A 26,001-nucleotide genomic window follows, 5' to 3' on the forward strand; every position below is an offset into this window, starting at 1 on the left:
ATAAAATAACGTCATTGACGTTATACAAAAAGAATTTAGTGTGCCGACTTAGCTCAGTAGGTAGAGCAACTGACTTGTAATCAGTAGGTCACCAGTTCGACTCCGGTAGTCGGCACCATCTTTTGAAAGCCTCATCTTTGATGAGGCTTTTTTTTCGTCTGTAAAAAATGAACGAAAAAAACGACAACCTCACAGTTGTCGTTTCACACTATTATCAATCGCCAAGGCTCATATTATCCCGCAAACATATGCTTTATCCATGTCGCAGGTTGACTATCATGACACTTCGCCTTTAAGTCACCATTTTTATCCCATGCGGGTAAAGCAACGTTGCCGTTACAATCAAATCGCAAACTGCCATTAGCTGTACGTTGATACTTCACCGTGGTGATATAAGGCGGCCAGCCGATATTTAATGGTAATGGTTGGCGACGAGCAAGATAATCAGCATAAACCCGTAGCGCGCCGCTAGAGCCGGTTAATCGCACAGGCGTGTTATCATCACGCCCAACCCACACCACGCCAACTTCGCGTCCATCAGCACCAGCAAACCAACTATCACGATTATTATCAGTGGTACCTGTTTTACCGGCTAATTTCGCTGAACTAAATTTAGTTTGTAGAAAACGCGCGGTTCCTTGGCTAACAACTTTTTTCATATCATAGGTCGTTAACCAAGCTGCTTGTTCAGGCACGACTTGTTCAATCTGAGCGTGATGTTGATATAGCACCCGCCCATGACTATCAACAACCGCATCAAGGCTATATAACGGCGCTTTACGACCATTATTAGTAATACTCTGGAACATTTGCGCCACTTCAAATGGTGACAAGCTAAATGCGCCTAATAATATTGAAGGTAAGCGTGGAACTTGATCACGATTAACCCCTAACTTAGCGATGGTATTAATCACGCTATTAAGCCCAACCTTTAAGCCTAAATTCACCGTAGGCACATTCAATGAATGCGCTAATGCATAATAGAGCGGTACTTGACCGCGGAACTTACGATCATAGTTTCTTGGTCGCCATGAAGTACCTTTACTGCCCTTTAATACAATCGCTTGATCATTAAGCGTGGTGGCTAAACTAAACTTCTGCGGCTGATTAAGAGCGGTCAAATACACAGCTGGCTTTGCCAATGAGCCAATTTGACGACTAGCATCAAGAGCACGGTTAAAGCCTGCATAGCCGGGACGACTACCACCAATAAGGGCACGTACGGCACCATCTTGTCGATCAACCACCACCATTGCAGTCTCGACTTTAACCCCCGCTTTTTTATTTAACCGTGGCACCATCGCTGCAATGGTTTTTTCCGCCGCTTGTTGAGATAACGGATCAAGAGTACTGAAAATCCGCAGTCCTTTACCTGATTTGTAGATATCACCAACGTCTAGTTGTAACTCACGTTGTAACTGCTGAAAATACGCCGGTTGACGACTGGCTATTTTCGCGTTTTTTTGAACCCCTAATGGTTCAGAAAATGCCTGCTCATATTGAGCTTCCGTTAGGTAATTATTTTTAGCCAATAGTGACAATACTAAGTCACGGCGTTTAAGGGTTCGCTCTGGATGACGCCAAGGATTAAATTGCGATGGGCCTTTCACCATTCCAACTAGCATTGCCAATTGATCCACTCGCAGCTCTTCTAATGGACGCCCAAAATAGAATCGTGCCGCCAATGGAAAACCATGTATTTCTTTAGCGCCGTTTTGACCGAGGTAAATTTCATTTAAATACGCTTCAAGCACGCGATCTTTACTATAACGGTGATCAATAATCACCGCGATATAAGCTTCACGGACTTTACGCCACAAACTGCGCTCACGACTTAAAAATAAATTTTTCGCCAATTGTTGCGTAAGGGTACTACCACCCTGAACGGTATGACCCGCTTTAAGGTTGACTACCATCGCTCGTAGAATAGCTAATGGCGACACACCATCATGCTCATAAAAATCACGATCTTCAGTGGTTAACAGCGCATCAATCAGCAATGGAGGAAATTGATCTCGCGCCATAAAAATCCGTTGCTCATTACCAGATAGCCCAAGCATACCAAGTAGTTTAGGTTCGATTTTGAGGGTTTTTAATGGCCTGTTAGTGGTGACATCAACGATCGAGGCCAGCTTACTGCCAGCAAACGTTAGCATCACATGCTGTTGTGGTTGCGGATCATCGACAAACTTAAATGGACGTCGAATTAGCTCAACGCGAGTTGAAGAGGCTGAATACTCTCCCATTTTTCGCGGACTACGCACTTTATGATATTGCAATACATCGAGTTCACGTCGCACATCACTGATAGTCATCGCTTGGCCTGGATGTAACGTTAATACTCGGCCATAGACAACTGAGGGTAAATCCCAAATTGGGCCATCCATTTTATTACGCACCACAGTATCTAAATAAATACCGATCACTAATAAAATAGCGACTACCACTAAGGTCATTTTAAACACTAAACTACCCAGCTTACGTAGCCATGGATGAGAGACCGCTGATTTTTTAGTGGTACTTTTTTTAGCTGAAGTTTTTTTCGAGGCTGTTTTTTTTGCCGGCTCTTTTTTAGCAGTTGGTTTTACAGCGGCCTTTTTGCGTGCAGCGGCAGGTTTCTTCTGCTGTGGTTTAGGGGGCTGTGGCGTCTTACTCATAATGCATCAACTACCGTCATTCCTGTATGTAAGCAAAGCCCATGATTGAGCTCTGCTGTTATGATTCAGTATTAAGATCTTAGCAACTATAACTGATTATATATACAGGTATCGAACTTGTTTAGCATCGTTAAAGGTATTTTTTAATTTTGCGGGTTGGGCAATGATTCGCAGGATCATCTGGCCAAGGGTGCTTGGGATAACGTCCCTTCATTTCTTTCTGGACATCTTTATACGAACCTTGCCAAAAACCAGCTAAATCTTGCGTGATCTGTAACGGTCGTTGTGCTGGCGATAAAAGCTCTAACACCAAAGCAACTTTACCGTTAGCGATCGTCGGCGTGGTTGGCTCACCAAACATTTCCTGTAACTTAACCGCTAATACAGGTTGCTGTTGGGCTTGATAACGAATGGCAATTTTTGAACCTGTCGGTACTTGATAATGAGTTGGCAATAATTGATCGAGCTGTTGTTTTTTATTCCAACCGAGATAGGCCTCTAATGCTGCAACTAGATTAACTTTTTGTAGCCCTTTTAAGGTGGTAATGCCATTGAGATATGGCAATAACCATTGCTCAGCATTGGCTAATAAACTAGCCTCATCTAATGCGGGAAAATCAGCCTCAGATAACCACTGGTTGCCACAACGACCACGCGTCAGTAACAGTGTCGCAGCTGGCGTCCAATTTAATACCGCCAACCCTTTACGCTTAACTGCATTGAGTAATGCTGCACTGGCAAGCGTGGCATCGGGAGTGGCAGCAAGGCTACGTGCAACAATTAACTTACCGCAATAAGTACGATGCTCGGCACTTAAACGGCCTTTTTTATCGTCCCAGTCAAGCCACTCACATTGATTAAATAATTCCGGCAATGCGTGTTGTAACCCGCTTAAATCAGCACTGATCGCAGAGAAGATTCGACTATCACCTTGGCGCGTTTTGACCACATCGGCCACTACCAACAAAGACTGACTCGCTAATCCTTGGCTGCTCTCAAGCATTACCCCTTGGCCATTGGCTAATTGATAACGGCCATCTTCAGCACGAGATTGCGCGATTCGATCTGAAAAACCCACCGCTAATACTATCGCAGCCCAATAATTATTGACCTTTAGCTCACTATTTTTAGCCGTGCCTAAAGCTGCAAGGTGTTGCTGAGTACGCTGCACATAAGCATGATTTTTCGCCAGTTTTTTAGTTTCAAGTAAATGCAGCTGAAAAGATAAATCAGGATTATCAATACCACGTGGTGGATCTTCGAGTAATGCCACCAGCATCGCAGCGGTAGTCAAAATAGTGGTATCGGCTTGTTGGTGTGCCATTTGTTTTGCAAACGCGAGTATTGCGCCATGACGCGGATCGACACCTAAGGTTTGCATCACTTGACCACGTGGCGTTTGTTGACCACGTTCATCAATCGCACCTAGTTGCTGTAATAACTGCCGCGACTGCTGTAAAGCAATTGCTGGCGGTAGATCTAACCACTGCAACTCTTGTGGATCATGACAGCCCCACTGAACCAGATCCATCGCCAACGCGGTTAAATCACTGCGTAAGATTTCTGGTTGCGGCGTTGTTGGTTGACGTTGAAGTGACTCTTCACTGTACATTCGCAAGCAAATACCCGCCTCCAAACGGCCAGCACGCCCAGCACGTTGTTCAGCCGAGGATTGGGCTATTCGTACTTGTTGCAAGCGACTGATTCCGGTTTTAGGATCCCACAACGCGATCCGTTCCAAACCACTATCCACTACCAATCGAATTCCTTCAATGGTTAAGCTGGTTTCAGCAATATTGGTCGCTAATACCACTTTACGCTGCCCAGCAGGTGGTGGATTAATCGCTTGTTGTTGTTGCTCAATCGGTAGTTGGCCATACAACGGGCAAATATTAATAGTGCTATTGGCTGGCGTTAAACGCGTGGCTAATGCTTGTGCCAAGCGTTTAATTTCACCAACACCGGGTAAAAAGGCTAATACCGAACCTGATTCTATGGTTAGCAACTGATTAATCGCGACCGCCATTTGTTCAATCACATCCCGTGGATCACTCACTGCTTGATAGCGATATTCAACCGGAAAACACCGCCCTTGAGATTCAACATAATAAGCCTCTGGTAACAGTTGCACCAAAGCAGTTTGATCTAGAGTGGCAGACATCACTAATAACTGCAGATCATCCCGCAGAGCTTGTTGCACTTCGATCGCTAATGCCAATGCGGTATCTGCATGAATACTGCGTTCATGAAATTCATCAAAAATAATCAGCCCAACGCCTGCAAGTTCAGGATCATGCTGCAACATTCGCGTCATCACACCTTCAGTGACAATCTCTAGCCGTGTTTGCGAACTGACTTTCGTTTCACCTCGCACTCGTAAGCCAACTGTTTGTCCAACCCGCTCGCCCAATTGCTGCGCTAAATACCCAGCAATGTTTCTTGCCGCTAGCCGTCGTGGTTCAAGCATGATAATTCGCCCTTGAATAACGGCTTTATCTAATAGCGCCAACGGCAACCGCGTTGATTTACCGGCTCCCGGTGGTGCTTTTAATATCACTTGGGTATGGTGAGTTAACGCGCTAAATAAGGTTGCTAAAACCTCATCAATTGGGAGTTGTGACAATGGTGCCACCTTATGTCATGATCAATACGAAATCACATTGTAACGAAAGCCACCCCGCAACTAAAAATAATAATCGATGCTCGAGGTCATAATGAAGTTTGATCCACCGCTACAAGCTGCCACTTTAATTAAACGCTATAAACGCTTTTTAGCTGATGTCACTTTAAATGATGGTGAGGTTAGAACGATTCACTGTGCTAACACCGGCGCCATGACCGGCTGTGCTGATCCTGGCACTACGGTATGGTATTCAACTTCTGATAATAAAAAACGTAAATATCCGAATAGTTGGCAACTGGCACACACTGCGGCTAATGATTGGATTTGTGTTAATACCGTTCAAGCCAATCACCTTGTTAAAGAAGCCATTGAACAACAACGCATACCAGAGCTCGGTGGTTATGAGCTGTTACGAACTGAAGTGAAATACGGTAATGAAAATAGCCGTATCGATCTATTACTTGAATCACAAACCCGCCCAGCCTGCTATATTGAAGTAAAAAGCGTGACCTTATTAGCGGATAATGGTCAAGGTTACTTTCCTGATGCCGTCACCACTCGTGGTCAGAAACACCTACGAGAGCTGACTCAAATGGCACAATTGGGCTCACGCGCTATACTATTTTTTGCAGTGTTACATACTGGTATCAAAAAGGTTGATGTGGCACAGCATATCGATGCTGAATATGCCCAATTATTACAACAAGCCATCACCGCTGGTGTCGAGATTATTTGCTATCGCGCCACCATTAATGCAACCGAAATAAATCTTACCGACTGTATACAATTTCAGCATTTGACATAAAAAATGCCGTTTTCTTCACATTGACGTAGAATTGAAGTTATACAGTAATTGCCACATCGTAACCTTTCTGGTATAGATACCGCCCAAAATTAACCAGTGACGGTTATTAGGTACATTAGGAGATGCTATATGCCAGAGACCAACGTTAAAAAATCACTAGGCATCCTGGCTATTGCTGGGGTTGAACCTTATCAGGAAAAAGCTGGCGAAGAATACATGGGCGAAGCTCAATTAGAGCATTTCCATAAAATTCTATCAGCATGGCGTAACCAGCTTCGCGTTGAAGTTGATCGCACTGTAAACCACATGCAAGATGAAGCCGCTAACTTCCCCGATCCAGTGGATCGCGCCGCACAAGAAGAAGAGTTCAGCCTTGAACTTCGTAACCGTGACCGCGAACGAAAACTGATCAAGAAAATTGACAAGACACTTAAGCGTATCGAAGAAGATGATTTTGGCTTCTGCGACTCTTGTGGTGTTGAGATTGGTATTCGCCGTCTTGAAGCTCGTCCAACCGCAGATCTTTGCATCGACTGTAAAACACTTGCAGAGATCAAAGAAAAGCAAATGGCTGGCTAATTTACGCCTTTATCAGGTTAAGCTAATTTTAGAGGGAGCGTAAGCTCCCTCTTTCGTTTACACTAGCGCTCAAAATAACACGCAGTAACTAACCCTATGGTTATTTACTTACCGATGTCGCACGAGCTCTGCCTGTTTAATCATAATCTCGCGTTATAGATAAATAGGCACCAAACTGAATAGTGTTCTCATTTTAGAGAGCATTATTCAGTTTGGAGGGAATATATTTTGTTATATCTACCCCTGACTCTGGGCGACATTTACGCTGCCGTACCAAGTTCAATAATAACCAACTTGGATTTTATAACCGTTTATTAATGTATGACTAACACAAATCAATATGTCGGTCGCTTTGCACCATCGCCTTCAGGGCCGTTGCATTTCGGATCGTTAATTGCTGCTCTTGGTAGCTACCTACAAGCAAAATCTCAGCAAGGAAAATGGATCGTTAGGATCGAAGATCTTGATCCACCTCGCGAAATGCTTGGGGCTGCTGATGATATTCTGCGTACACTTGAAGCGTTTGGCTTCATGTGGGATGGCGATATCATGTATCAGAGCTTACGCCATGATGCTTATCAGGCTCAAATTGACGCTTGGTTAGCTAAAGGTAAGGCATACTATTGTCAGTGTAGTCGAAAAGACATTAAACAAGCGGGCGGCTTTTACCCCGGTACCTGTCGTACCCTCAATCAACGGCACAATAATGGTGCGGTTCGATTACAAGTAGACACACCAATAACCCATTTCGATGACCTGTTACATGGTCGTATCGAGTTACCATTAGCATTGGCGAATGAAGATTTTATTATTCATCGCCGCGATGGTTTATTTGCTTATAATCTTGCTGTAGTGCTAGATGATATCGAACAAGGGATCACTGAAGTTGTTCGTGGTGCAGATTTAATTGAGCCTACAGGGCGTCAAATTGGTCTTTACCGTCAACTTGGACATCCTGAAGTTGGTTATTTGCACTTACCGCTTGCCATTACCGACAATGGTAATAAATTGTCGAAACAAAACCATGCTCCAGCGATTGATAAACTTAATCCTCGGCCAGCATTAATGGCAGCGCTATGCTTTTTAGGCTTTTCGCCACCGACAGAGCTTGTCACAGAAAGCGTAGAACAAATATTACAGTGGGGCATCACTCATTGGCAGCTCAAACAGCTACCAAAGACAACTGCTATCACACTAGCATTCTAAAATAGTCTGCCGTGATATATCATACACGGCTGTTTGTTGAACCAAGTGCACAATATGGGGTGTATTATCTTTAATCGAGTAGCCAGCTTTTGCCGTAAAGTATTGAATCGCGACAGTAGTACTCGCGTTCCAGAGGAACAAACTTTGCAAGTTTACCAACGCCCAGAGCACGGCATTTCACGAAAAGATATCAGCGAAAATGCGCTGAAAGTACTATATCGTCTAAACAAAGCCGGTTACGACGCTTACCTTGTTGGTGGCGGCGTCCGCGATTTATTGCTCCACAAACAGCCAAAAGACTTCGATATTGCGACCAATGCAACACCAGAAGAAATCAAAAAACTGTTTCGTAACTGTCGTTTAATCGGCCGCCGCTTCCGTCTAGCGCACATTCTTTTTGGGCGCGATATTATTGAAGTTGCGACTTTCCGTGGCCACCATTCTGATGCACCAGCACAAGTTGTAGCCCCGAAAGACAATAAGCAAAAACCGCAAATTTCTTCTCGCAGTGAAGAAGGCATGTTATTACGTGATAATGTTTACGGCACCATCGAAGAAGATGCAGAACGTCGTGACTTTACCATTAATGCCTTGTACTACAGCGTTAAAGATTTCACCGTAACCGACTATGCTCAAGGCATTGAAGATCTGAATAACCGCGTTGTTCGCTTAATGGGTGATCCAGAAACCCGTTACCGCGAAGATCCAGTACGTATGCTACGTGCGGTTCGCTTTGCGGTTAAGCTTGATATGGATATTGAACCAGTAACAGCGGCACCAATCCGTGATCTGGCAATATTGATGCAAGATATTCCAGCAGCACGTTTGTTTGAAGAAAGTCTTAAATTACTGCAATCCGGTCAAGGTTTAGAAACCTACCGTATGCTGCGTGAATACAATTTATTCCAACAGTTATTCCCGATCCTATCGGATCACTTTACTGAGAATAACAGCAGCAAAACCGAAAAAATGATCGAGCACATTCTAGCCTCGACCGATAAACGTATTGCTGAAGATAAGCGAGTAAATCCAGCCTTTATCTATGCTGCAATGTTGTGGTATCCAATGATGATCCGCGCAGAAGAAGTCTCTTTTGCAAGTGGCTTATCATTCTATGATGCCTTCATGGTTGCCAGTAATGATATTTTGGACGAGCAAGTGCGTTCAATTGCGATTCCACGCCGCCATACCACCACGGTACGTGACATTTGGCAGCAACAGCTACGCTTTAGTCGTCGCAGTGGCAAACGCGCATTTAAGACCATGGAACATCCTAAATTCCGTGCCGCTTATGATTTCCTTGAAATGCGAAGCTTGTTTGAAGGCAGTGACATCAAAGAGCTAGCTCAGTGGTGGAGTGAGTTCCAAAACGCCGATTATAACCAACGCGGCCAAATGGTAACCCATATTAATGATGGTGGTAGTCGCCGCCCACGTCGTCGTCGCCCACAGCAACCACGTCGTAAAAAGCCACAAGTTAAATCATGATTCGTGCTTATATAGCTATAGGCAGTAACTTGGGCGATCCCGTCGCCCAAGCTAAAACAGCCATTGAAGCACTGCAACATTTACCACATAGTCAGGTGGTTAGTGTGTCTTCGTTGTACAGCAGTACTCCGATGGGACCACAAAACCAACCTGATTATATTAATGCGGTTGTCGCAATTGATACTGCATTAGCTCCGCTTGAATTACTCAACCATACTCAAGCAATTGAGCTCGAACAAGGACGTGTTCGCAAAGATGAACGCTGGGGTCCAAGGACGTTAGATCTCGATATTATTTTATATGGTGATCTACAACACCAGTGCGAGCGCCTTACTGTGCCGCACTATGGAATGAAGGTACGGGAGTTCGTACTGTATCCACTTGCCGAAATTAACCCTGATTTAGTTTTACCTGATCACACTTCTTTACGCACGTTATTGACTCAGGTTAACCGTAATGGCTTAGCTATTTGGCAAGCATAAATTCATCAGGGCGAGGAAGAAGCTATGAAAAAAATCACCATCAACGATCTACTGTCATGGAAGCAAGAAGGTCGTAAATTTGCATCAGTAACAGCATATGACGCAAGCTTTGCTCAATTATTTGAGCAACAAAATATGCCGGTTATGTTAGTAGGCGATTCATTAGGCATGGTTCTCCAAGGCCGAAATGACACCCTACCTGTAACCATTGATGACATCGCCTACCATACCCGTAGCGTTCGTGCAGGCAGCCCTAATTCGCTGCTAATGGCTGATATGCCATTCATGACCTTCGCAACCCCAGCACAAGCGTGTGAAAATGCCGCAAAATTAATGCGTGCCGGGGCTAACATGGTAAAAATCGAAGGTGGCGCTTGGGTTGCTGAAACTATTTCAACCCTGACACAACGTGCAGTACCTGTCTGTGCCCATCTTGGTTTAACCCCTCAATCTGTCAATATTTTTGGCGGTTATAAAGTTCAAGGCCGCAATTTGGATCAAGCTGAGACCATGGTAAATGATGCCATTACTCTCGCTAAAGCTGGTGCCCAAATCATCGTATTGGAATGTGTTCCAGCAAGCCTTGCTGAACGTATTACCAAGGCGGTGGATGTGCCTGTAATTGGTATCGGTGCGGGTAATGCGACTGATGGCCAAATACTGGTTATGCACGACATGTTTGGTATTTCTGCAAACTATATGCCGAAGTTCTCTAAGAACTTCCTTGCAGAAACTGGCGATATGCGTGCTGCGGTTACTAAATACATTGAAGATGTTGAGTCTGGTGCATTTCCAGGGTCTCAACATACCTTTGAATAAGGAATAAGAGATGCAAACATTCGCCGAGATTGCCCAACTAAGAGAGCAGATTACGACATGGCGCCGCGCTGGTCGTCGAATTGCCTTTGTTCCAACCATGGGTAACTTGCATGAAGGCCATCTTACGTTAATGCGTAAAGCCCGTAAGCATGCCGATGTTGTTGTTGCGAGTATTTTTGTTAATCCAATGCAATTTGAGAAAGCAGAAGATTTAACCAATTATCCTCGTACTCTTGAACAAGATATTGCTAAATTACAACAACAAAATATGGTGGATGTAGTCTTTACTCCAACCCCAGAAATCATGTATCCAGCCGGTCTTAACAACCAAACGTTCATCGACGTGCCTGGATTATCGACTATTTTAGAAGGTGAATTACGTCCGGGTCACTTTCGTGGCGTCGCAACCATCGTCAATAAACTGTTTAACATTGTTCAGCCTGATGTGGCTTGCTTTGGCGAAAAAGATTACCAACAATTGGCGCTTATTCGTCAAATGGTGATTGATTTAGCGATGGATATTAAGATTGTTGGCGTGCCAACTGTACGCGAAATGGATGGCTTAGCCATGAGTTCACGCAATGGTAATCTAACCGTTGATGAACGCCAGCGTGCACCTGTTTTAGCCCGTACAATGCGTTGGATCAGCAGCCAAATGCGTGGTGGTCGTAGTGACTATGACGAATTAATTGTTGATGCTAACGATCAATTACGTGCCGCAGGCCTGCAACCCGATAAAAGCTTTATTCGCGATGCTGTGACTTTATTACCGATTACTGACACCACTCAACAAGCCGTTATTCTGATGTCTGCTCAGTTAGGTAAAGCACGTTTAATCGACAATCAAGTAGTAGATTTATCTCCTGCTGTAACGGTTGAAGAAGAAGTCGCTGAAGCAAATTAATTGCTAAACGTCGACTAAAAAATACCGCTCGTTAGTTATTAACGCGCGGTATTTTTTTAACTGTTGCTATTGGAATAACGCTTATGAACGCAAACCAATACCACGCGAAATCAAATAATAAGCCACACTATAAAGCGCAATAACAAACACACTTAATACTGCAAACGATGTCCCAATACCAACATCAGACACCCCAAGAAAACCATAGCGGAAAGCGTTAACCATATACACAATCGGGTTAACCTTTGACACCATTTGCCACACTTCTGGTAGCAAATTAATCGAATAAAACACGCCACCTAAGTAAGTTAAAGGTGTTAGAACAAAGGTTGGAATAATACTAATATCATCAAAAGTACGCGCAAAAATAGCGTTAATTAATCCACCCAGTGAGAACACAATTGAGGTCATTACTACCGTCGCAACAATCACCCACAAATGAGCAATATTGAGTGACACAAATAGTAGTGATACTACAGATACTATCAAACCAACCCCTAGCCCGCGTAATACACCACCGCCAACATAGCCAGCAATAATAATATAGTTAGGCACTGGAGCGACTAATAACTCTTCGATATTATGTTGAAATTTAGCACTAAAAAAGGAGGAAGCAACATTGGAATAAGAGTTGGTGATCACCGACATCATGATCAATCCGGGCACAATATATTCCATGTAACTAAAGCCTTCCATATCCCCAATACGCTTACCAATTAGATTACCAAAGATAATAAAATACAGCGTCATAGTGATCGCAGGCGGAACCAATGTTTGCACCCAGATCCGTGTAAAACGGTGGATCTCTTTAGTAATTAAACTTTTGAATGCAATCCAATATTGTCTTTTCATTTATAATTATCCACCACGACTATGCTTGATCTTTGTTGACTAAGTTAACAAACAATTCTTCTAAACGATTACTTTTATTTCGCATTGAACGCACCATCACCCCTTGGGCTGTTAGCGCACTAAAGACACGGTTTAAGTCATCACCTTTGTTAAGATCCACTTCTAAAGTCGTGCTATCAATTAAGCGACATGACCCAATATCCAACGTCGGTGTTACTGCTGTAGTATCAATATCTAAAATAAAGGTTTCTAATTCAAGTTGGCTCAATAATGCTTTCATTGAGGTATGCTCAACTAATTCACCATGATTAATAATGCCAATATTTCGACACAACATTTCCGCTTCTTCAAGATAGTGAGTGGTTAAAATAATGGTCACCCCTTCTTGATTGATACGCTGCAAAAATGTCCACATCGAACGCCGTAATTCAATATCAACTCCAGCGGTTGGCTCATCTAAAATCAATAATTTTGGTTCATGCATTAATGCGCGTGCAATCATTAAACGGCGCTTCATACCACCAGAAAGATTACGCGCACGATCATGACGCTTGCCCCACAAATCTAACTGGGTTAAATATTTTTCAGCACGCTGTTTTGCCAGTGGGCGTTCAACCCCATAAAAACCAGCTTGGTTAACCACAATCTGCTCTACGGTTTCAAACGGATTAAAGTTAAATTCTTGCGGCACTAAGCCAAGTTGATTTTTAGCATCCACCTTTTGAGTATCAAGGTCATAGCCAAAAATACTGACTGAACCTGAGGTTTTATTGACTAACGAGCTGATAATGCCGATAGTAGTCGATTTACCCGCACCATTAGGGCCTAGCAACGCAAAAAAATCACCTTGCTCGACATTAAGGCTCATATTTTTCAGCGCCTTGACGCCGCCTTTGTAAGTTTTACTTACATTTTTTATTTCTAAAGCATTCATTATATGCAATCTTTCTGTTAAATATTTATAGGCTAGTGACAAAACGCTAACAACTAATCCGATTTGCTATCAGCGCAGCTTGTGTATAGTAAGGAACATATTAATATAAGGTATTATCATGGCAGATATAAAGCAGCTCTTTGCAAACAACCTCTCATGGTCAGAGAACATTAAGGATGAAGATCCAGAGTTTTTCTCTCACCTTGCAGAAGCGCAACATCCACAATATCTTTGGATCGGCTGTTCTGACAGTCGCGTGCCAGCGGAACGTCTTACCGGTTTAACCTCTGGTGAATTGTTCGTACACCGTAATGTAGCTAACCAAGTTATTCATACCGACTTAAACTGTTTATCTGTGGTTCAGTATGCAGTTGATGTACTGAAAGTTAAACATATCATCATTTGTGGCCACTATGGCTGTGGTGGTGTGACTGCGGCAATAGAAAATCCACCACTCGGTCTTATTAATAATTGGTTATTACATATTCGCGATCTGTATCTAAAACATCGCTCAGACCTTGGTAGCCTACCACGTGAAAAGTGGGATGATAAATTATGTGAGATTAACGTCGCTTCACAAGTTTACCATCTCGGCAATTCTACTATCATGCAACAAGCATGGGAGCGTGGCCAAGAAGTTAAAATTCACGGTTGGATTTATGGTACCAGCAATGGCATTTTAAAAGATCTTGGCGTTACTGCTACTAGTCGTGAAAGCCTTGAAGTTGCTTATCAAGCAGCAATGTCATCATTATTGCCGCCGCTTGAACAACAATTACAGCAGCTAGAAAACAATAAATAACAGCCATAAAAAAAGCGGCCACCATAAGGTGGCCGCTTTTTTGATTGTTATTCTGCGTCTGGAATAACTTTACCAATAAACGGTAAATGACGGTATTTTTGTGCGTAATCGATACCCACACCAACCACGAATTCATCAGGAATAATAAAGCCGTACCAATCAACCTTCACATCCACTTCACGACGTTCTGGCTTATCTAATAACGTACAGATGCTGATTGATTTAGGTTCACGTAGCGATAGAATCTCACACACTTTACTTAGCGTATTACCAGTATCGATAATGTCTTCTACCAACAACACATCTTTACCTTTAATATCGTCATCCAAATCTTTTAGAATACGAACATCGCGGCTACTATGCATAGTATTGCCGTAGCTTGATGCTGTCATGAAATCAACTTCATGAGGGATCTCAATCGCACGTGCTAAATCTGCCATAAAGACAAATGAGCCACGCAGTAAGCCGACCATAACTAAATCTGTAGAGTCTTTATAATGCTCTGTGATCTGCTTTCCTAGCTCTTTGATACGTTCCTGAACATCCTGTTCAGAAATCATTACTTCGATAGTGTGCTTCATTTTATTCTCCATCAACGCGGCTGCGTTATTCGACTGAGGCGATATATTCCAAAGGTCATTATTGTAGCATTCATTCATCTTAAGCGTTATTTAATCAATAGTGTCCAAAATTCGAAACACTTATTGATAGTTCAGTTTGAATACACTCAGTTGCTGCTGTAGGGTTTATGTATAAGAAATAAACATCATTATTATAAATACGGCTAGGGAATTAATAATTATGGATACGATTACTAAAAAACCACGCACACGCTTATCACCAGAAAAGCGCAAGCAACAGTTACTTGATTATTCAATTGAAGTTTTTTCTTGGCGTGGTATTGGCCGCGCAGGTCACGCTGATATTGCAGAAATGGCAAATGTCTCAGTAGCAACGGTGTTTAATTACTTTCCAACTCGAGAAGAATTAGTTGAGCAAGTATTAATGGAAGTTGCGACCCAATTTAATGAATTACTGACAGAATGTATTGGGGCACCAAATAAAGCCTTACATGCGCGTTTAACTTGTATCAGCAATAACTTAATTGATGCGGTATTAGAGCAACAAGATTGGATCAAAGTGTGGTTTGAATGGAGTACATCAGTTCGCGAAGATGTATGGCCACAATTTATCGAAAGCAACCAAAAAAATCTTAAGCAAGTACAGCAGATATTTATTCAAGCAATTGATAATAATGAAATTGTTTCAAATCGAACCCCTGAGAACTTAGCTAAAATGCTTCATGGCATGTGTTATGTGATTTACATGCAGGCTAACCAGCATCCTGATCAAGATATTTTACGCGAACAAGCGCAAATTTATCTGCAAGTGTTAACCCCAAAAAACTAATTTAGTGCCAATTAAAACCCGCAAGGCTTAGTGTTAATAAGCCTTTTGGGTCGTTAAGCAGTTGCGAAAATAACCGGCTGATGCGGCGTAACACTGACCGTTACTCGCTGACCGACATTCAATAGTAAATTAGAATTAATAACTAATTTATGTCCTTCAAACTCAACAATATAACGGCAGCTATCACCCATAAACTGCTGCTCAATAATTACCGCTAAACCATTATTCTCAGGCATCACCGTTAAATGCTGTGGCCGTAGTAACCAATCCACATCTGTAGCCAGCGCCAATTTTTGCTGCGCCGCTAATGCTAACTCACCAAATGGTGTATTTAACTGCTGATTAGCCGTAACAGTGGCAGGTAAATAAGAGCCGACACCTAAAAACTCCGCCACAAAGCGACTACTTGGCTGGTAATAAAGCTCAGTTGCCGTACCAAATTGTTCAATCACACCATGATTCATTACCGCCATTTTATCTGCAAAGGCAAAAGCCTCTTCACGACTATGAGTAACAAAGATAGCGGTCACACCTTGGTCTTTAAATATCTGTCTAATATCTCGAATCAAACTGTGACGAACTTGAGTATCAATATTAGAAAACGGCTCATCTAATAATATCAAATCCGGCTCGTTGGCTAACGCGCGTGCAATTGCCACTCGCTGCTGTTGACCGCCAGAGAGTTGATGTGGATAACGATCATCAAGTTCAGTTAAATGCACCAGTGCTAACATTTGCTGAATTTTGGCTGTTACACGGGCTTTATCCCAATGACGCAAACCAAAAGCAATATTTTCAGCCACTGTTAAATGCGGAAATAACGCGTAATCTTGAAATATCATTCCGATATTTCGTTGCTCGGGTGGCAAGCACAGCGACTGATCAACAATGCTACGATCATTGATCGCGATGCTACCCTGAGTCAGCGGTAATAACCCTGCAATCGCTTTCAATAATGTGGTTTTGCCACAACCACTGGCGCCAAGCAAACACACGATTTCACCACGCTCAACCGCTAACGATAAGTCTTGTAATATCGGCTGCCCATGGTAGCTACAACTAAGTTCGGTGACAGACAATGCATGTTTCATCAATGTTTTTGCTCCAAAGAACGGTTAACCATCACCAACGGAATCAAGCCGACGATGACCAATAAAATCGCTGGAAAAGCGGCAACTTCTAATTGCTCATCAGAGGCGAAGTTAAATACATAAGTGGCTAAAGTTTCAAAATTAAACGGGCGTAATAATATTGCAGCATTAAGCTCTTTCATTGATTCAATAAACACCAGCAAGCCTGCAATTAAGCAACCGCGACGAATCAATGGTAAATGCACTTTGCGTAACATCGCTGTCGATGCATAGCCCATGGTTTTAGCTGCCATGTCTAATGATGGTGGAATTTTAACTAAACTACTTTCAATACTACCGATAGCAACCGCAGCAAATCGCACCACAAAAGCAAAAATAATCGCAAACATAGTGCCAGAAAAAATCAGTCCTGGGCGGTCCAGATCTAAACTTCGTGCAACATCATTAACCAAGTGATCAGCACTGGTGAGCGGGATCATCACTCCAATCGCCAATACTGTACCCGGTACAGCATAACCTAATGATGCTAATCGCATCGGTACAGTGCTAATACTGCTGCTGTCTAAGCGCTGATAAAAATTAACTATCAAGGCTAATAACACCGCAAATATCGCCGCTGCCAACGACACCATTAAGCTGTTTAAACTATAATTCTTAAATTGCTCGGTCCAGCTTTGAGCAAAGTAATCGATCGCGTAAACAACCAATTGCAGCATCGGTAACAAAAATGCACAACCGACTAATCCCCAACACCAACCAACAGCTAACCATTTCTTCCAACCTGTAAGTTGATATTTAGTGTGGCTATCATTACCGCATTGCTGTTGAAACATTTTTTGTTTACGACGACTAAAACGTTCACTACTGATTAGTAATAAAATCACCAGTAACATAATCGCGGAAATTTTAGCGGCCGCATTAAGATTAGAATAGCCAAGCCAAGTGTCATAAACCGCAGTCGTCAGCGTATTTAAGGCAAAGTAGCTCACAGTACCAAAGTCACCTAACGCTTCCATCGCCACTAATGACACCCCAACCGCAATCGCAGGGCGAGCTAAAGGTAATGAAATTCGGCGAAAACTTTGCCACGGCGAACAACCTAACAAACGTGCAGATTGAAGCAGGTTATTACTTTGCTCCATGAACGTGGCGCGAACTAACAAATACACATAAGGATAAAGCACTAAAGCAAGAACAAAACATGCGCCCCATAGCGAGCGTAAATCAGGAAACCAATAATCGCTAACATGTTGCCAACCAAAGAGTTCACGCAGCCAAATTTGAATTGGGCCAGCGTAATCAAACCAATGGGTATAAAGGTAGCCAACAATATAACCGGGCATTGCAAGGGGTAGAATAAGTGCCCATTGAAGTATTCTTTCACCAGGTAAACGGCACATTGCCATTAACCACGCACAAGGAAGCCCAAACACTAACGTCAGTAATACCGTACCAACCACCAGCCCAAGAGTATTTAATGCGTAGGTAGACATCACTGTATTCATCAAGTGCGAGAACACTTGATCAGAGTTACCCATGGCGGTAATGAATATAGCGATAATCGGCAATACTAATAGCGAACCTAATAACCAGCTGCTAATTCGCCAAAATAAAAACTTTTCTTTCATTTACTACTACTTAGTACGTTTTTCAATATATTCAAGCCTGCATTATCAGGCCACTTTGTCAGTAAATATATTCACTGTCAGCAAGGCATGAGAAGCTACCACAACTTATTGCAAAATAGACTAAGTTAAACTGAAAAATGGGGCTTAACGCCCCATTTATTTTGTAACTAATTACAGATCAAACTTCACTTCATCTAGTAGTTTGATTGCAGCTTGATGATATTGAGCAACCTCATCAAGTGAGACATCATCGGCTTTAAACTCACCCCATGATGCAACTAATTCAGAGCGCTTAACACCCGCTTTAACTGGGTATTCATAGTTCACTTCAGCATACATTTGCTGTGCGGCAGTTGCAGTCAAGAATTCCATTAATTTCAATGCATTATCTTTATTAGGTGCGTACTTCGCCATTGCCATACCGCTGACGTTAACGTGTGTACCGTTACCTTGTTGACCTGGGAAGTTAATCTCAACCGCTTCAGCCCATGCTTTTTGGTTTGGATCGTTAACCATTTTGCCAAGGTAGTAGCTATTACCAATTGCTATATCACATAAACCTTCTTTAACCGCTTGTACTTGACCGCGATCGTTACCTTGAGGCTTACGCGCTAAGTTGGCTTTTACACCTTCTAGCCATGTTTTAGTTTCAGCTTCGCCGTTATGGGCAATCATTGCTGATACCAGTGATACGTTGTATGGGTGCTTACCTGAGCGAGTACAAAGTTTACCTTTCCACTCAGGTTTTGCTAAATCGCTGTAATCAAAAGAAGCTGGTAATTTACCAACACGATCTTTTGATGAATAGACATTACGAGAACGCAGTGTTAGTGCAAACCACTCGTCTTCATTATCACGAAATTGTGCAGGAATATTAGCATCAATAATTTTACTATCTACTGGCTGAACCAGCTTCTTGTCAGACAACTCAACCAAACGACTAATATCGGTCGTTAATACTACGTCTGCAGGGCTGTATTCACCTTCTTGCTGTAATTTTTCAGCAATACCCGCTTTAGCAAACTTAACGTTAACTTTAATACCTGTTTCTTTAGTGAACTCATTAAACATTGGTTCAACAAGGAAAGGCTGACGGTACGAGTAAACGTTAACTTCTTCAGCAGCAGTAGCGACTTGAGGTGCAGCTAAGCCAAATAGAACTGCTGTAGCTAAAAGTTTCTTCATTGCTAAATCCCTTAATGCAAAATGTAATGATAATGTTTCTCAATTAGATTAATGCAGATTATACGGTTTTCGGCTGTGAACACAATCAACCTGTAACACTTCATTACAAAAAAGCGTCACCGCTAACGGTGACGCTTTTTTAACTTTAATAACCGCTAAATAGCGCTATTATTGTTATTTTAAGCTGACAAATTCAGGATAAGCATCTACACCACAGTCATGTAGATCCATACCTTCAAGCTCTTCATCCTCACTAACACGAATACCAATGGTGAGTTTTAAAATTCCCCAAACGGCTAGACTAGCACCAAATACCCATCCAAAAATAACTGCGGCACCAAATAACTGCGTCATAAATGCAGCATCCGGATTACTTAATGGCACCACCATTAAGCCAAATAAACCACACACACCGTGGACTGAAATCGCACCGACAGGATCATCAATTTTGATCTTATCGAAACCAATAATACTAAACACCACTAATGCACCTGCAATACTACCAATAGCAACCGCAGCCAATGGTGACGGTGACAATGGATCAGCAGTTATTGCAACCAAGCCCGCCAATGCACCATTAAGAATCATGGTTAAATCAGCCTTACCCCACATGGTTTTACATACAGCCAGTGCAATAATCGCACCTGCAGCTGCTGCAGCATTGGTATTTAAGAATATTTGTCCAACCGCAGACGCATTTTCAAAGTCAGATAACATTAACTGTGAACCACCATTAAAGCCAAACCAACCGAACCACAAAATAAAGGTACCTAGAGTGGCTAATGGCATATTTGAACCAGGAATCGGATTGATCTCACCGTTCTTACCATATTTACCTTTTCGAGCGCCCAGCAGTAAAACACCAGCTAATGCTGCGGCAGCACCGGCCATATGCACAATACCAGAACCGGCAAAGTCACTAAAACCAGCTTCAGCAAGGAAGCCACCACCCCATGTCCAATAACCTTCAATCGGATAAATTAATCCAGTAAGCACCACTGAAAAGAGTAAAAATGACCATAGTTTCATGCGCTCAGCAACCGCACCAGAGACAACAGACATTGCTGTAGCGACGAAGACAACCTGAAAAAAGAAATCGGATTCTAAAGAGTGGTCGGCGCCTTCAGCTTGCGTACCTATTAGTGCCCCAAACGATGGTAGCCAACCACCCGCACTGTTGTCGACATACATAATGTTGTAGCCAACCAATAAAAACGTGGTACACGCAATGGCGTATAAACAAAAATTCTTAGTTAATATTTCAGTGGTGTTCTTTGAACGTACTAGCCCTGCTTCTAACATTGCAAAACCAGCTGCCATCCACATTACTAATGCACCTGAAATCAAAAAGAAAAATGTATCGAGTGCATAACGTAGTTCAATTACTGTCGCTGATAATTCCATGGTTACCTTCCCCTAATAACTTGTCTTAATTATCTTGCTACTAACTGTGATTAAAGCGCTTCCCTATCGACCTCTCCGGTACGAATACGCACAGCATGTTCAAGATCATAAACAAAAATTTTACCGTCACCGATTTTGCCAGTTTGCGCAGCCTTACTAATTGCATCGACAATGTCATCTAAGTTTTCTGCTTGGGTGGCAATTTCTAATTTTACTTTTGGTAGAAAATCGACTTGATATTCAGCACCACGATAAAGTTCAGTGTGGCCTTTTTGGCGCCCAAAACCTTTAACTTCCGATACTGTCATCCCTTCAACACCAACATCGGCTAACGCTTCGCGGACGTCGTCTAATTTAAATGGCTTAATGATCGCATTAATTATTTTCATGGTTTGCTCCTTAACTCTCGTATTCTTCATCGTTATGGTTAAACAACAAACAATCATCATGCCACTTATTTAAGGTGTTGTTTAATATGTGTATTTATTAAATTACTCGCTCCAATAAAAAAAGGCTGCACCATATAGGTGCAGCCTTTTCACTGTAATGTGGCATTTAATTGCTACTGATAAAGAGCCCGATTAGAAACGGATCACAAATGCTCGCCACGCGACTAATGCTTGAGCTAAATCTTCAAAACCACATACCGACATGCTTTCTTCATCATAAAAATGCAGATCTTCTTCAAAATCTTCATCTTCTTCTGAAAACAAACAGTTAGCTTGAACTAAGGCTTCATTATCTTGTAAACATAATGTCAGCTCTTCACCCGATAAACGCCATTCTTTAGTGCTATTTTTCAATGCGCTAAGTTGATCCATTATCATATCTATTTTATCGACATCCTTGCCTAACTCATCAATGATCCAACGGCCTAATACTTCATGGCCCATTGAAAAAATGGCATGATAACTACCATCCAAGGTATTTTTTTTAAACTCGTAATCCATACCTTTAGTACCCCATCTATGATCATTTTTGCTGTTAACTGCTAAACTGCCAGCAGAATGCGCTTGGCGCCCATTGTCAGGATCTGTCACTAAAATGCAACTTATCTCTAGTAACTAAATCGTTATACGCCTTTCTTTAACAGACTCTCACATTTAACAAGGCTGATTGATTATGAAAATTATTATTGCTCCTGACTCATACAAAGAAAGCCTAACCGCAATGGAAGTGGCGACTGCGATTGAAACGGGATTTCGTCAACTGATACCAACTGCCGAATACATTAAATTGCCGATGGCTGATGGTGGTGAAGGCACAGTACAATCACTGATTGACGCTACTAACGGCACTATTATTCAGCATTCCGTTACAGGTCCATTAGGTAAACAAGTACACGGTTTTTTCGGCATCATGGGTGACGGAAAAACCGCTGTTATTGAAATGGCGGCCGCATCAGGATTACACCTTGTTAGCCCACAGTTACGCAATCCACTATTAACAACCAGCTATGGTACTGGTGAGTTAATTTTAGCTGCACTCGATCATAGCGTTGAGCATATTATTGTCGGTATCGGTGGCAGTGCGACCAACGATGGTGGTATAGGTATGGCGCAAGCACTTGGCGTGCAACTGCTAGACAGTAATGGTCAGCCTTTAGGATTTGGTGGCCAAGCGCTGGCACAACTGGCGACAATAGATACTAGCCATATCGATCCACGTCTCGCTACCATCAAACTAGAAGTTGCGTGTGATGTTGATAATCCACTGTGTGGTCAAAAAGGTGCATCACAGGTATTTGGTCCTCAAAAAGGTGCGACACCAGCAATGGTGGCAGAGCTTGATCAAAACCTTGCTCACTATGCCGCTATCATGAAACGTGACTTAACCATTGATGTTAAGCATATGGCAGGTGCCGGTGCTGCTGGCGGTATGGGAGCAGCATTATTAGGTTTATTTAACGCCCAATTACGCTCGGGGATCGAGATCGTGATTGATGCGGTTAACTTAGAGGCAATAGTAAAAGATGCTGATCTGGTGATCACTGGCGAAGGTCGTATTGATAGCCAAACGATTCATGGTAAAACGCCCATTGGTGTTGCTCGCGCAGCCAAGAAATTTAACAAGCCAGTAATTGGTATTGCTGGTTGTTTAAGCCAAGATTGTGGGGTTGTCCATCAACACGGTATTGATGCGGTATTTAGTATTGTGCCTGCGGCAATGAATCTTGAGCAAGCCTTTAAGGATGCGGCAATCAACGTTGAATTAACTGCACGTAATGTCGCGGCAATGTATTGTTTAGGTCGTTAAGCAACATCTTCACTGATATGAACATTGCCCCAAGATTCATATTGCTCTAATAACAACGCCGCGATTATTCGCAGCGTTGGTTTATCTAGGGTTTTATTTGCTAAGCGTTATATCATCAACAACCTAAATTAAGCCGGTTGCTGAATGATCACTTCATCGGCTTTATTGGTGTATTCAGCCATACGATCAAAATTGAGGTAACGATAAGTATCTGCCGCTGTCGCATCAATTTGCTGGGCGTAGGTTAGGTATTCATCCATAGTTGGAATCCGTCCTAAAATTGCGCCGACAGCTGCTAATTCTGCAGAAGATAAGTACACGTTAGCGCCATTGCCTAAACGGTTAGGGAAGTTACGGGTCGAGGTCGACATTACCGTTGCTTTGTCTTTCACTCGAGCTTGGTTACCCATACACAATGAACATCCAGGTGTTTCAATACGCACGCCAGCACGACCAAAGATACCGTAATAGCCTTCTTCAGTTAGCTGGTCTTTATCCATTTTTGTTGGCGGTGCAACCCATAAACGAGTATCTAATTGACCACCAAATTTCTCTAGTAATTTACCTGCGGCACGGAAATGACCAATGTTAGTCATACATGAACCAATAAATACTTCATCAATTTGAGTGCCTTGTACTTCTGACAACAAACGCGCGTCATCAGGATCATTAGGCGCACATAAAATCGGCTGGTTAATATCCGCTAGATCAATCTCGATCACATGCGCATATTCAGCGTCTTTATCTGCCGTCATCAGCTCAGGATTGGCTAACCATGCTTCCATCGCGGTAATTCGACGTTCAATGGTACGACGATCACCATAACCTTCAGCGATCATCCACTTCAGCATCACGATGTTAGAATTTAAATATTCAGTGATTGACTCTGGCGACAGCTTAACGGTACAACCCGCAGCACTTCGCTCTGCCGATGCATCTGAAAGCTCAAATGCTTGCTCTACTGATAAATGCTCAACCCCTTCAATCTCAAGTACACGTCCTGAGAATTCATTGATCTTACCTGATTTTTCAACCGTTAGTAGCCCTTGCTGAATCGCAAAATAAGGAATGGCATGGACTAAATCACGCAGGGTGATCCCCGGTTGCATCTCACCTTTAAAGCGTACTAGCACTGATTCCGGCATGTCCAACGGCATCACGCCTGTTGCAGCAGCAAACGCCACTAAACCAGAACCGGCTGGGAATGAAATACCTAATGGGAAACGGGTATGTGAATCACCGCCGGTACCGACCGTATCTGGCAATAACATCCGGTTAAGCCATGAGTGAATAACACCATCTTTAGGACGTAAAGCGACACCACCACGATTCATAATAAAATCAGGCAATGTATGATGAGTATTAACATCGATCGGCTTTGGATAAGCTGAAGTATGACAGAATGACTGCATGGTTAGATCGGCTGAGAAGCCTAAACAAGCTAAGTCTTTGAGCTCATCACGGGTCATCGGACCGGTAGTATCTTGCGAGCCAACAGTGGTCATTTTAGGCTCACAGTAAGTGCCAGGGCGAACGCCTTCAACACCACATGCTTTACCGACCATCTTCTGCGCTAGGGTATAACCTTTACCGCTATCTTCAACTGCCACCGGACGACGGAAAACATCAGAGGCAGGTAAGTTCAATGCTTGACGAGCACGATCAGTTAAACCACGACCAATGATCAATGGAATTCGACCACCAGCACGGACTTCATCAATCAGAACATCGGTTTTAAGTTTAAAGGTTGATACTAATTCATCGCTATCATGGCGACGCACTTCACCTTTAAACGGATAGACATCAATCACATCCCCCATGGCTAGCTTGCTAACATCAACCTCAATCGGCAATGCGCCTGCATCTTCCATGGTATTAAAGAAGATCGGTGCGATCTTACCACCGAGTACATAACCGCCCGCGCGCTTATTCGGTACATAAGGAATATCATCGCCCATAAACCATAATACTGAGTTGGTTGCCGACTTACGCGAAGAGCCAGTACCTACCACATCACCAACATAAACTAATTGATGACCGAGCTGTTTTAGCGCTTCAATTTGAGTAATTGGGCCAATAGTACCGGCTTGATCTGGGGTGATCCCTTCACGCTCAATTTTCAACATTGCTAATGCGTGCAGTGGGATATCAGGTCGCGACCATGCATCAGGGGCTGGCGATAAGTCATCGGTATTCGTTTCACCACTGACCTTAAAAACAGTTAGAGTAATTTTTTCAGCAAGCGCCGGTTTAGATAAGAACCACTCGGCATCAGCCCAAGACTGCAGCACTTGCTCGGCAAAAGCATTACCTGATTTGGCTTTTTGCTCAACATCATAAAATGAATCAAACATCAGTAATGTATGTGATAACGCCGTCACTGCAATTGGCGCCAGTTCAGCATCATCAAGTAATGCAATCAGCGGCTCAATATTATAACCACCTTGCATAGTGCCTAATAATTGCGCTGCTTTTGCTTTGCTAACCAATGGCGATTGGGTCTCGCCAGTCGTGATCGCAGCTAGAAAACCTGCCTTAACATAAGCGGCTTCATCTACACCCGGTGGAATTCGATTTTCTAATAAATCCAGTAATGCAGCTTCCTCACCTTGCGGTGGGGTTTTTAATAGCTCAATCAGAGCTGCAACTTGTTCTGCATTTAGCGGCTGGGCAACAACCCCTTCAGCTGCACGTTCTTCGACGTGTTTACGGTAGGCTTCTAGCACGACATATTCCTCATATATTGGCTCGACGATGACGTCGAACATCCTTGGAAGTTGAATGATCTCTCGCTGATCAATCATTGACGTTTATTATAAATTCGACGCCTTAGCTGTAAATCAGAGAGATAAACTGTTAAATACCATATCACTTTT

Annotated in this window: 22 protein-coding genes and 1 tRNA gene; 11 read left to right on the top strand and 12 right to left on the bottom strand. The window is 42.8% G+C overall.

What is annotated here, in order from left to right:
• The first annotated feature begins 42 nt into the window (after window positions 1–42).
• A tRNA-Thr gene (locus BTN98_RS10410) sits at window positions 43–118 on the top strand.
• A gap of 115 nt (window positions 119–233) precedes the next feature.
• Here BTN98_RS10410 and mrcB read toward each other — a convergent pair.
• Window positions 234–2,660, bottom strand: coding sequence for a penicillin-binding protein 1B (mrcB, locus tag BTN98_RS10415; RefSeq protein ID WP_412779386.1), 2,427 nt, complete (start codon window positions 2,658–2,660; stop codon window positions 234–236).
• A 127-nt stretch (window positions 2,661–2,787) separates the two neighbouring features.
• A complete protein-coding gene (gene hrpB / locus BTN98_RS10420) occupies window positions 2,788–5,280 on the bottom strand; it encodes an ATP-dependent helicase HrpB (protein ID WP_060998253.1) in 2,493 nt (830 codons plus the stop codon).
• A 91-nt stretch (window positions 5,281–5,371) separates the two neighbouring features.
• On the opposite strand from hrpB, the gene sfsA reads away from it, so the two are divergent.
• The 7 genes from sfsA to panC all read left to right on the top strand — a co-directional run bounded on the left by sfsA (window position 5,372) and on the right by panC (window position 11,563).
• Window positions 5,372–6,085, top strand: a complete 714-nt coding sequence (gene sfsA / locus BTN98_RS10425; protein WP_060998254.1) for a DNA/RNA nuclease SfsA — start codon at window positions 5,372–5,374, stop codon at window positions 6,083–6,085.
• Between the two features lie 129 nt (window positions 6,086–6,214).
• On the top strand, window positions 6,215–6,664 hold the full coding sequence (gene dksA / locus BTN98_RS10430; protein ID WP_036793256.1) for an RNA polymerase-binding protein DksA: 450 nt from the start codon (window positions 6,215–6,217) through the stop codon (window positions 6,662–6,664).
• A gap of 321 nt (window positions 6,665–6,985) precedes the next feature.
• Window positions 6,986–7,870 (top strand): tRNA glutamyl-Q(34) synthetase GluQRS, encoded by an 885-nt coding sequence (gluQRS, locus tag BTN98_RS10435; protein ID WP_060998255.1) that lies wholly within the window; start codon window positions 6,986–6,988, stop codon window positions 7,868–7,870.
• 54 nt (window positions 7,871–7,924) lie between these two features.
• Window positions 7,925–9,358 (top strand): polynucleotide adenylyltransferase PcnB, encoded by a 1,434-nt coding sequence (gene pcnB, locus BTN98_RS10440; RefSeq protein WP_082732153.1) that lies wholly within the window; start codon window positions 7,925–7,927, stop codon window positions 9,356–9,358.
• The gene (gene folK / locus BTN98_RS10445) at window positions 9,355–9,840 is read left to right on the top strand and encodes a 2-amino-4-hydroxy-6-hydroxymethyldihydropteridine diphosphokinase (protein WP_060998256.1); all 486 of its coding nucleotides are present in this window, start codon (window positions 9,355–9,357) and stop codon (window positions 9,838–9,840) included. The genes pcnB and folK overlap by 4 nt, the downstream gene beginning before the upstream one ends.
• A gap of 24 nt (window positions 9,841–9,864) precedes the next feature.
• Entirely contained in the window at window positions 9,865–10,659 is a 795-nt protein-coding gene (panB, locus tag BTN98_RS10450; protein ID WP_060998257.1) for a 3-methyl-2-oxobutanoate hydroxymethyltransferase, read from the top strand.
• A 10-nt stretch (window positions 10,660–10,669) separates the two neighbouring features.
• Window positions 10,670–11,563 carry a pantoate--beta-alanine ligase gene (panC, locus tag BTN98_RS10455; RefSeq protein ID WP_060998258.1) on the top strand — a complete coding sequence of 298 codons (894 nt, stop codon included), beginning with the start codon at window positions 10,670–10,672 and terminating at the stop codon, window positions 11,561–11,563.
• Between the two features lie 81 nt (window positions 11,564–11,644).
• Here the strand turns inward: panC and BTN98_RS10460 are convergent, their stop codons facing one another.
• Entirely contained in the window at window positions 11,645–12,415 is a 771-nt protein-coding gene (locus BTN98_RS10460; protein ID WP_060998259.1) for an ABC transporter permease, read from the bottom strand.
• 19 nt (window positions 12,416–12,434) lie between these two features.
• A complete protein-coding gene (locus BTN98_RS10465) occupies window positions 12,435–13,349 on the bottom strand; it encodes an ABC transporter ATP-binding protein (protein WP_060998260.1) in 915 nt (304 codons plus the stop codon).
• Window positions 13,350–13,467: 118 nt separating this feature from the next.
• On the opposite strand from BTN98_RS10465, the gene can reads away from it, so the two are divergent.
• The gene (gene can, locus BTN98_RS10470) at window positions 13,468–14,151 is read left to right on the top strand and encodes a carbonate dehydratase (protein WP_060998261.1); all 684 of its coding nucleotides are present in this window, start codon (window positions 13,468–13,470) and stop codon (window positions 14,149–14,151) included.
• A 47-nt stretch (window positions 14,152–14,198) separates the two neighbouring features.
• Here the strand turns inward: can and hpt are convergent, their stop codons facing one another.
• On the bottom strand, window positions 14,199–14,732 hold the full coding sequence (gene hpt, locus BTN98_RS10475; RefSeq protein ID WP_060998262.1) for a hypoxanthine phosphoribosyltransferase: 534 nt from the start codon (window positions 14,730–14,732) through the stop codon (window positions 14,199–14,201).
• A 220-nt stretch (window positions 14,733–14,952) separates the two neighbouring features.
• Between hpt and BTN98_RS10480 the strand changes: the two genes are divergently transcribed.
• Window positions 14,953–15,561 carry a TetR/AcrR family transcriptional regulator gene (locus BTN98_RS10480; RefSeq protein WP_060998263.1) on the top strand — a complete coding sequence of 203 codons (609 nt, stop codon included), beginning with the start codon at window positions 14,953–14,955 and terminating at the stop codon, window positions 15,559–15,561.
• 53 nt (window positions 15,562–15,614) lie between these two features.
• Here BTN98_RS10480 and BTN98_RS10485 read toward each other — a convergent pair whose 3' ends face one another.
• From BTN98_RS10485 to BTN98_RS10510, 6 genes are all read right to left on the bottom strand, one after another.
• Complete coding sequence (locus BTN98_RS10485; protein WP_060998264.1) at window positions 15,615–16,652, bottom strand: ABC transporter ATP-binding protein; 1,038 nt, start codon at window positions 16,650–16,652, stop codon at window positions 15,615–15,617.
• Complete coding sequence (locus BTN98_RS10490; RefSeq protein ID WP_060998265.1) at window positions 16,652–18,280, bottom strand: ABC transporter permease; 1,629 nt, start codon at window positions 18,278–18,280, stop codon at window positions 16,652–16,654. The genes BTN98_RS10485 and BTN98_RS10490 overlap by 1 nt, the downstream gene beginning before the upstream one ends.
• Before the next feature lie 171 nt (window positions 18,281–18,451).
• Window positions 18,452–19,465, bottom strand: coding sequence for a Fe(3+) ABC transporter substrate-binding protein (locus tag BTN98_RS10495; protein WP_060998266.1), 1,014 nt, complete (start codon window positions 19,463–19,465; stop codon window positions 18,452–18,454).
• A 174-nt stretch (window positions 19,466–19,639) separates the two neighbouring features.
• A complete protein-coding gene (locus BTN98_RS10500; RefSeq protein WP_060998267.1) occupies window positions 19,640–20,869 on the bottom strand; it encodes an ammonium transporter in 1,230 nt (409 codons plus the stop codon).
• 50 nt (window positions 20,870–20,919) lie between these two features.
• Entirely contained in the window at window positions 20,920–21,258 is a 339-nt protein-coding gene (locus tag BTN98_RS10505) for a P-II family nitrogen regulator (RefSeq protein WP_036793242.1), read from the bottom strand.
• A gap of 192 nt (window positions 21,259–21,450) precedes the next feature.
• A complete protein-coding gene (locus BTN98_RS10510) occupies window positions 21,451–21,819 on the bottom strand; it encodes a YacL family protein (protein WP_060998363.1) in 369 nt (122 codons plus the stop codon).
• Window positions 21,820–21,991: 172 nt separating this feature from the next.
• Between BTN98_RS10510 and BTN98_RS10515 the strand changes: the two genes are divergently transcribed.
• Window positions 21,992–23,125 (top strand): glycerate kinase, encoded by a 1,134-nt coding sequence (locus BTN98_RS10515; protein ID WP_060998268.1) that lies wholly within the window; start codon window positions 21,992–21,994, stop codon window positions 23,123–23,125.
• Between the two features lie 128 nt (window positions 23,126–23,253).
• Here BTN98_RS10515 and acnB read toward each other — a convergent pair whose 3' ends face one another.
• A complete protein-coding gene (gene acnB / locus BTN98_RS10520) occupies window positions 23,254–25,851 on the bottom strand; it encodes a bifunctional aconitate hydratase 2/2-methylisocitrate dehydratase (protein WP_060998269.1) in 2,598 nt (865 codons plus the stop codon).
• Window positions 25,852–26,001 lie beyond the last annotated feature (150 nt).

Origin of the sequence: Photobacterium aquimaris, assembly GCF_002954455.1 — a bacterium.
Lineage (GTDB): Bacteria > Pseudomonadota > Gammaproteobacteria > Enterobacterales > Vibrionaceae > Photobacterium > Photobacterium aquimaris.

Excerpts from the sequence above, each read along its gene's own strand:
- panC (WP_060998258.1), top strand. The coding sequence starts at position 10,670 with ATGCAAACATTCGCCGAGATTGCCCAACTAAGAGAGCAGATTACGACA.
- dksA (WP_036793256.1), top strand. The coding sequence starts at position 6,215 with ATGCCAGAGACCAACGTTAAAAAATCACTAGGCATCCTGGCTATTGCT.
- folK (WP_060998256.1), top strand. The coding sequence starts at position 9,355 with ATGATTCGTGCTTATATAGCTATAGGCAGTAACTTGGGCGATCCCGTC.
- pcnB (WP_082732153.1), top strand. The coding sequence starts at position 7,925 with ATGGGGTGTATTATCTTTAATCGAGTAGCCAGCTTTTGCCGTAAAGTA.
- BTN98_RS10490 (WP_060998265.1), bottom strand. The coding sequence starts at position 18,280 with ATGAAAGAAAAGTTTTTATTTTGGCGAATTAGCAGCTGGTTATTAGGT.
- BTN98_RS10480 (WP_060998263.1), top strand. The coding sequence starts at position 14,953 with ATGGATACGATTACTAAAAAACCACGCACACGCTTATCACCAGAAAAG.
- BTN98_RS10465 (WP_060998260.1), bottom strand. The coding sequence starts at position 13,349 with ATGAATGCTTTAGAAATAAAAAATGTAAGTAAAACTTACAAAGGCGGC.
- gluQRS (WP_060998255.1), top strand. The coding sequence starts at position 6,986 with ATGACTAACACAAATCAATATGTCGGTCGCTTTGCACCATCGCCTTCA.
- BTN98_RS10485 (WP_060998264.1), bottom strand. The coding sequence starts at position 16,652 with ATGAAACATGCATTGTCTGTCACCGAACTTAGTTGTAGCTACCATGGG.
- hpt (WP_060998262.1), bottom strand. The coding sequence starts at position 14,732 with ATGAAGCACACTATCGAAGTAATGATTTCTGAACAGGATGTTCAGGAA.
- BTN98_RS10460 (WP_060998259.1), bottom strand. The coding sequence starts at position 12,415 with ATGAAAAGACAATATTGGATTGCATTCAAAAGTTTAATTACTAAAGAG.
- can (WP_060998261.1), top strand. The coding sequence starts at position 13,468 with ATGGCAGATATAAAGCAGCTCTTTGCAAACAACCTCTCATGGTCAGAG.
- BTN98_RS10515 (WP_060998268.1), top strand. The coding sequence starts at position 21,992 with ATGAAAATTATTATTGCTCCTGACTCATACAAAGAAAGCCTAACCGCA.
- BTN98_RS10495 (WP_060998266.1), bottom strand. The coding sequence starts at position 19,465 with ATGAAGAAACTTTTAGCTACAGCAGTTCTATTTGGCTTAGCTGCACCT.
- panB (WP_060998257.1), top strand. The coding sequence starts at position 9,865 with ATGAAAAAAATCACCATCAACGATCTACTGTCATGGAAGCAAGAAGGT.
- BTN98_RS10505 (WP_036793242.1), bottom strand. The coding sequence starts at position 21,258 with ATGAAAATAATTAATGCGATCATTAAGCCATTTAAATTAGACGACGTC.
- sfsA (WP_060998254.1), top strand. The coding sequence starts at position 5,372 with ATGAAGTTTGATCCACCGCTACAAGCTGCCACTTTAATTAAACGCTAT.
- BTN98_RS10500 (WP_060998267.1), bottom strand. The coding sequence starts at position 20,869 with ATGGAATTATCAGCGACAGTAATTGAACTACGTTATGCACTCGATACA.
- BTN98_RS10510 (WP_060998363.1), bottom strand. The coding sequence starts at position 21,819 with ATGGATTACGAGTTTAAAAAAAATACCTTGGATGGTAGTTATCATGCC.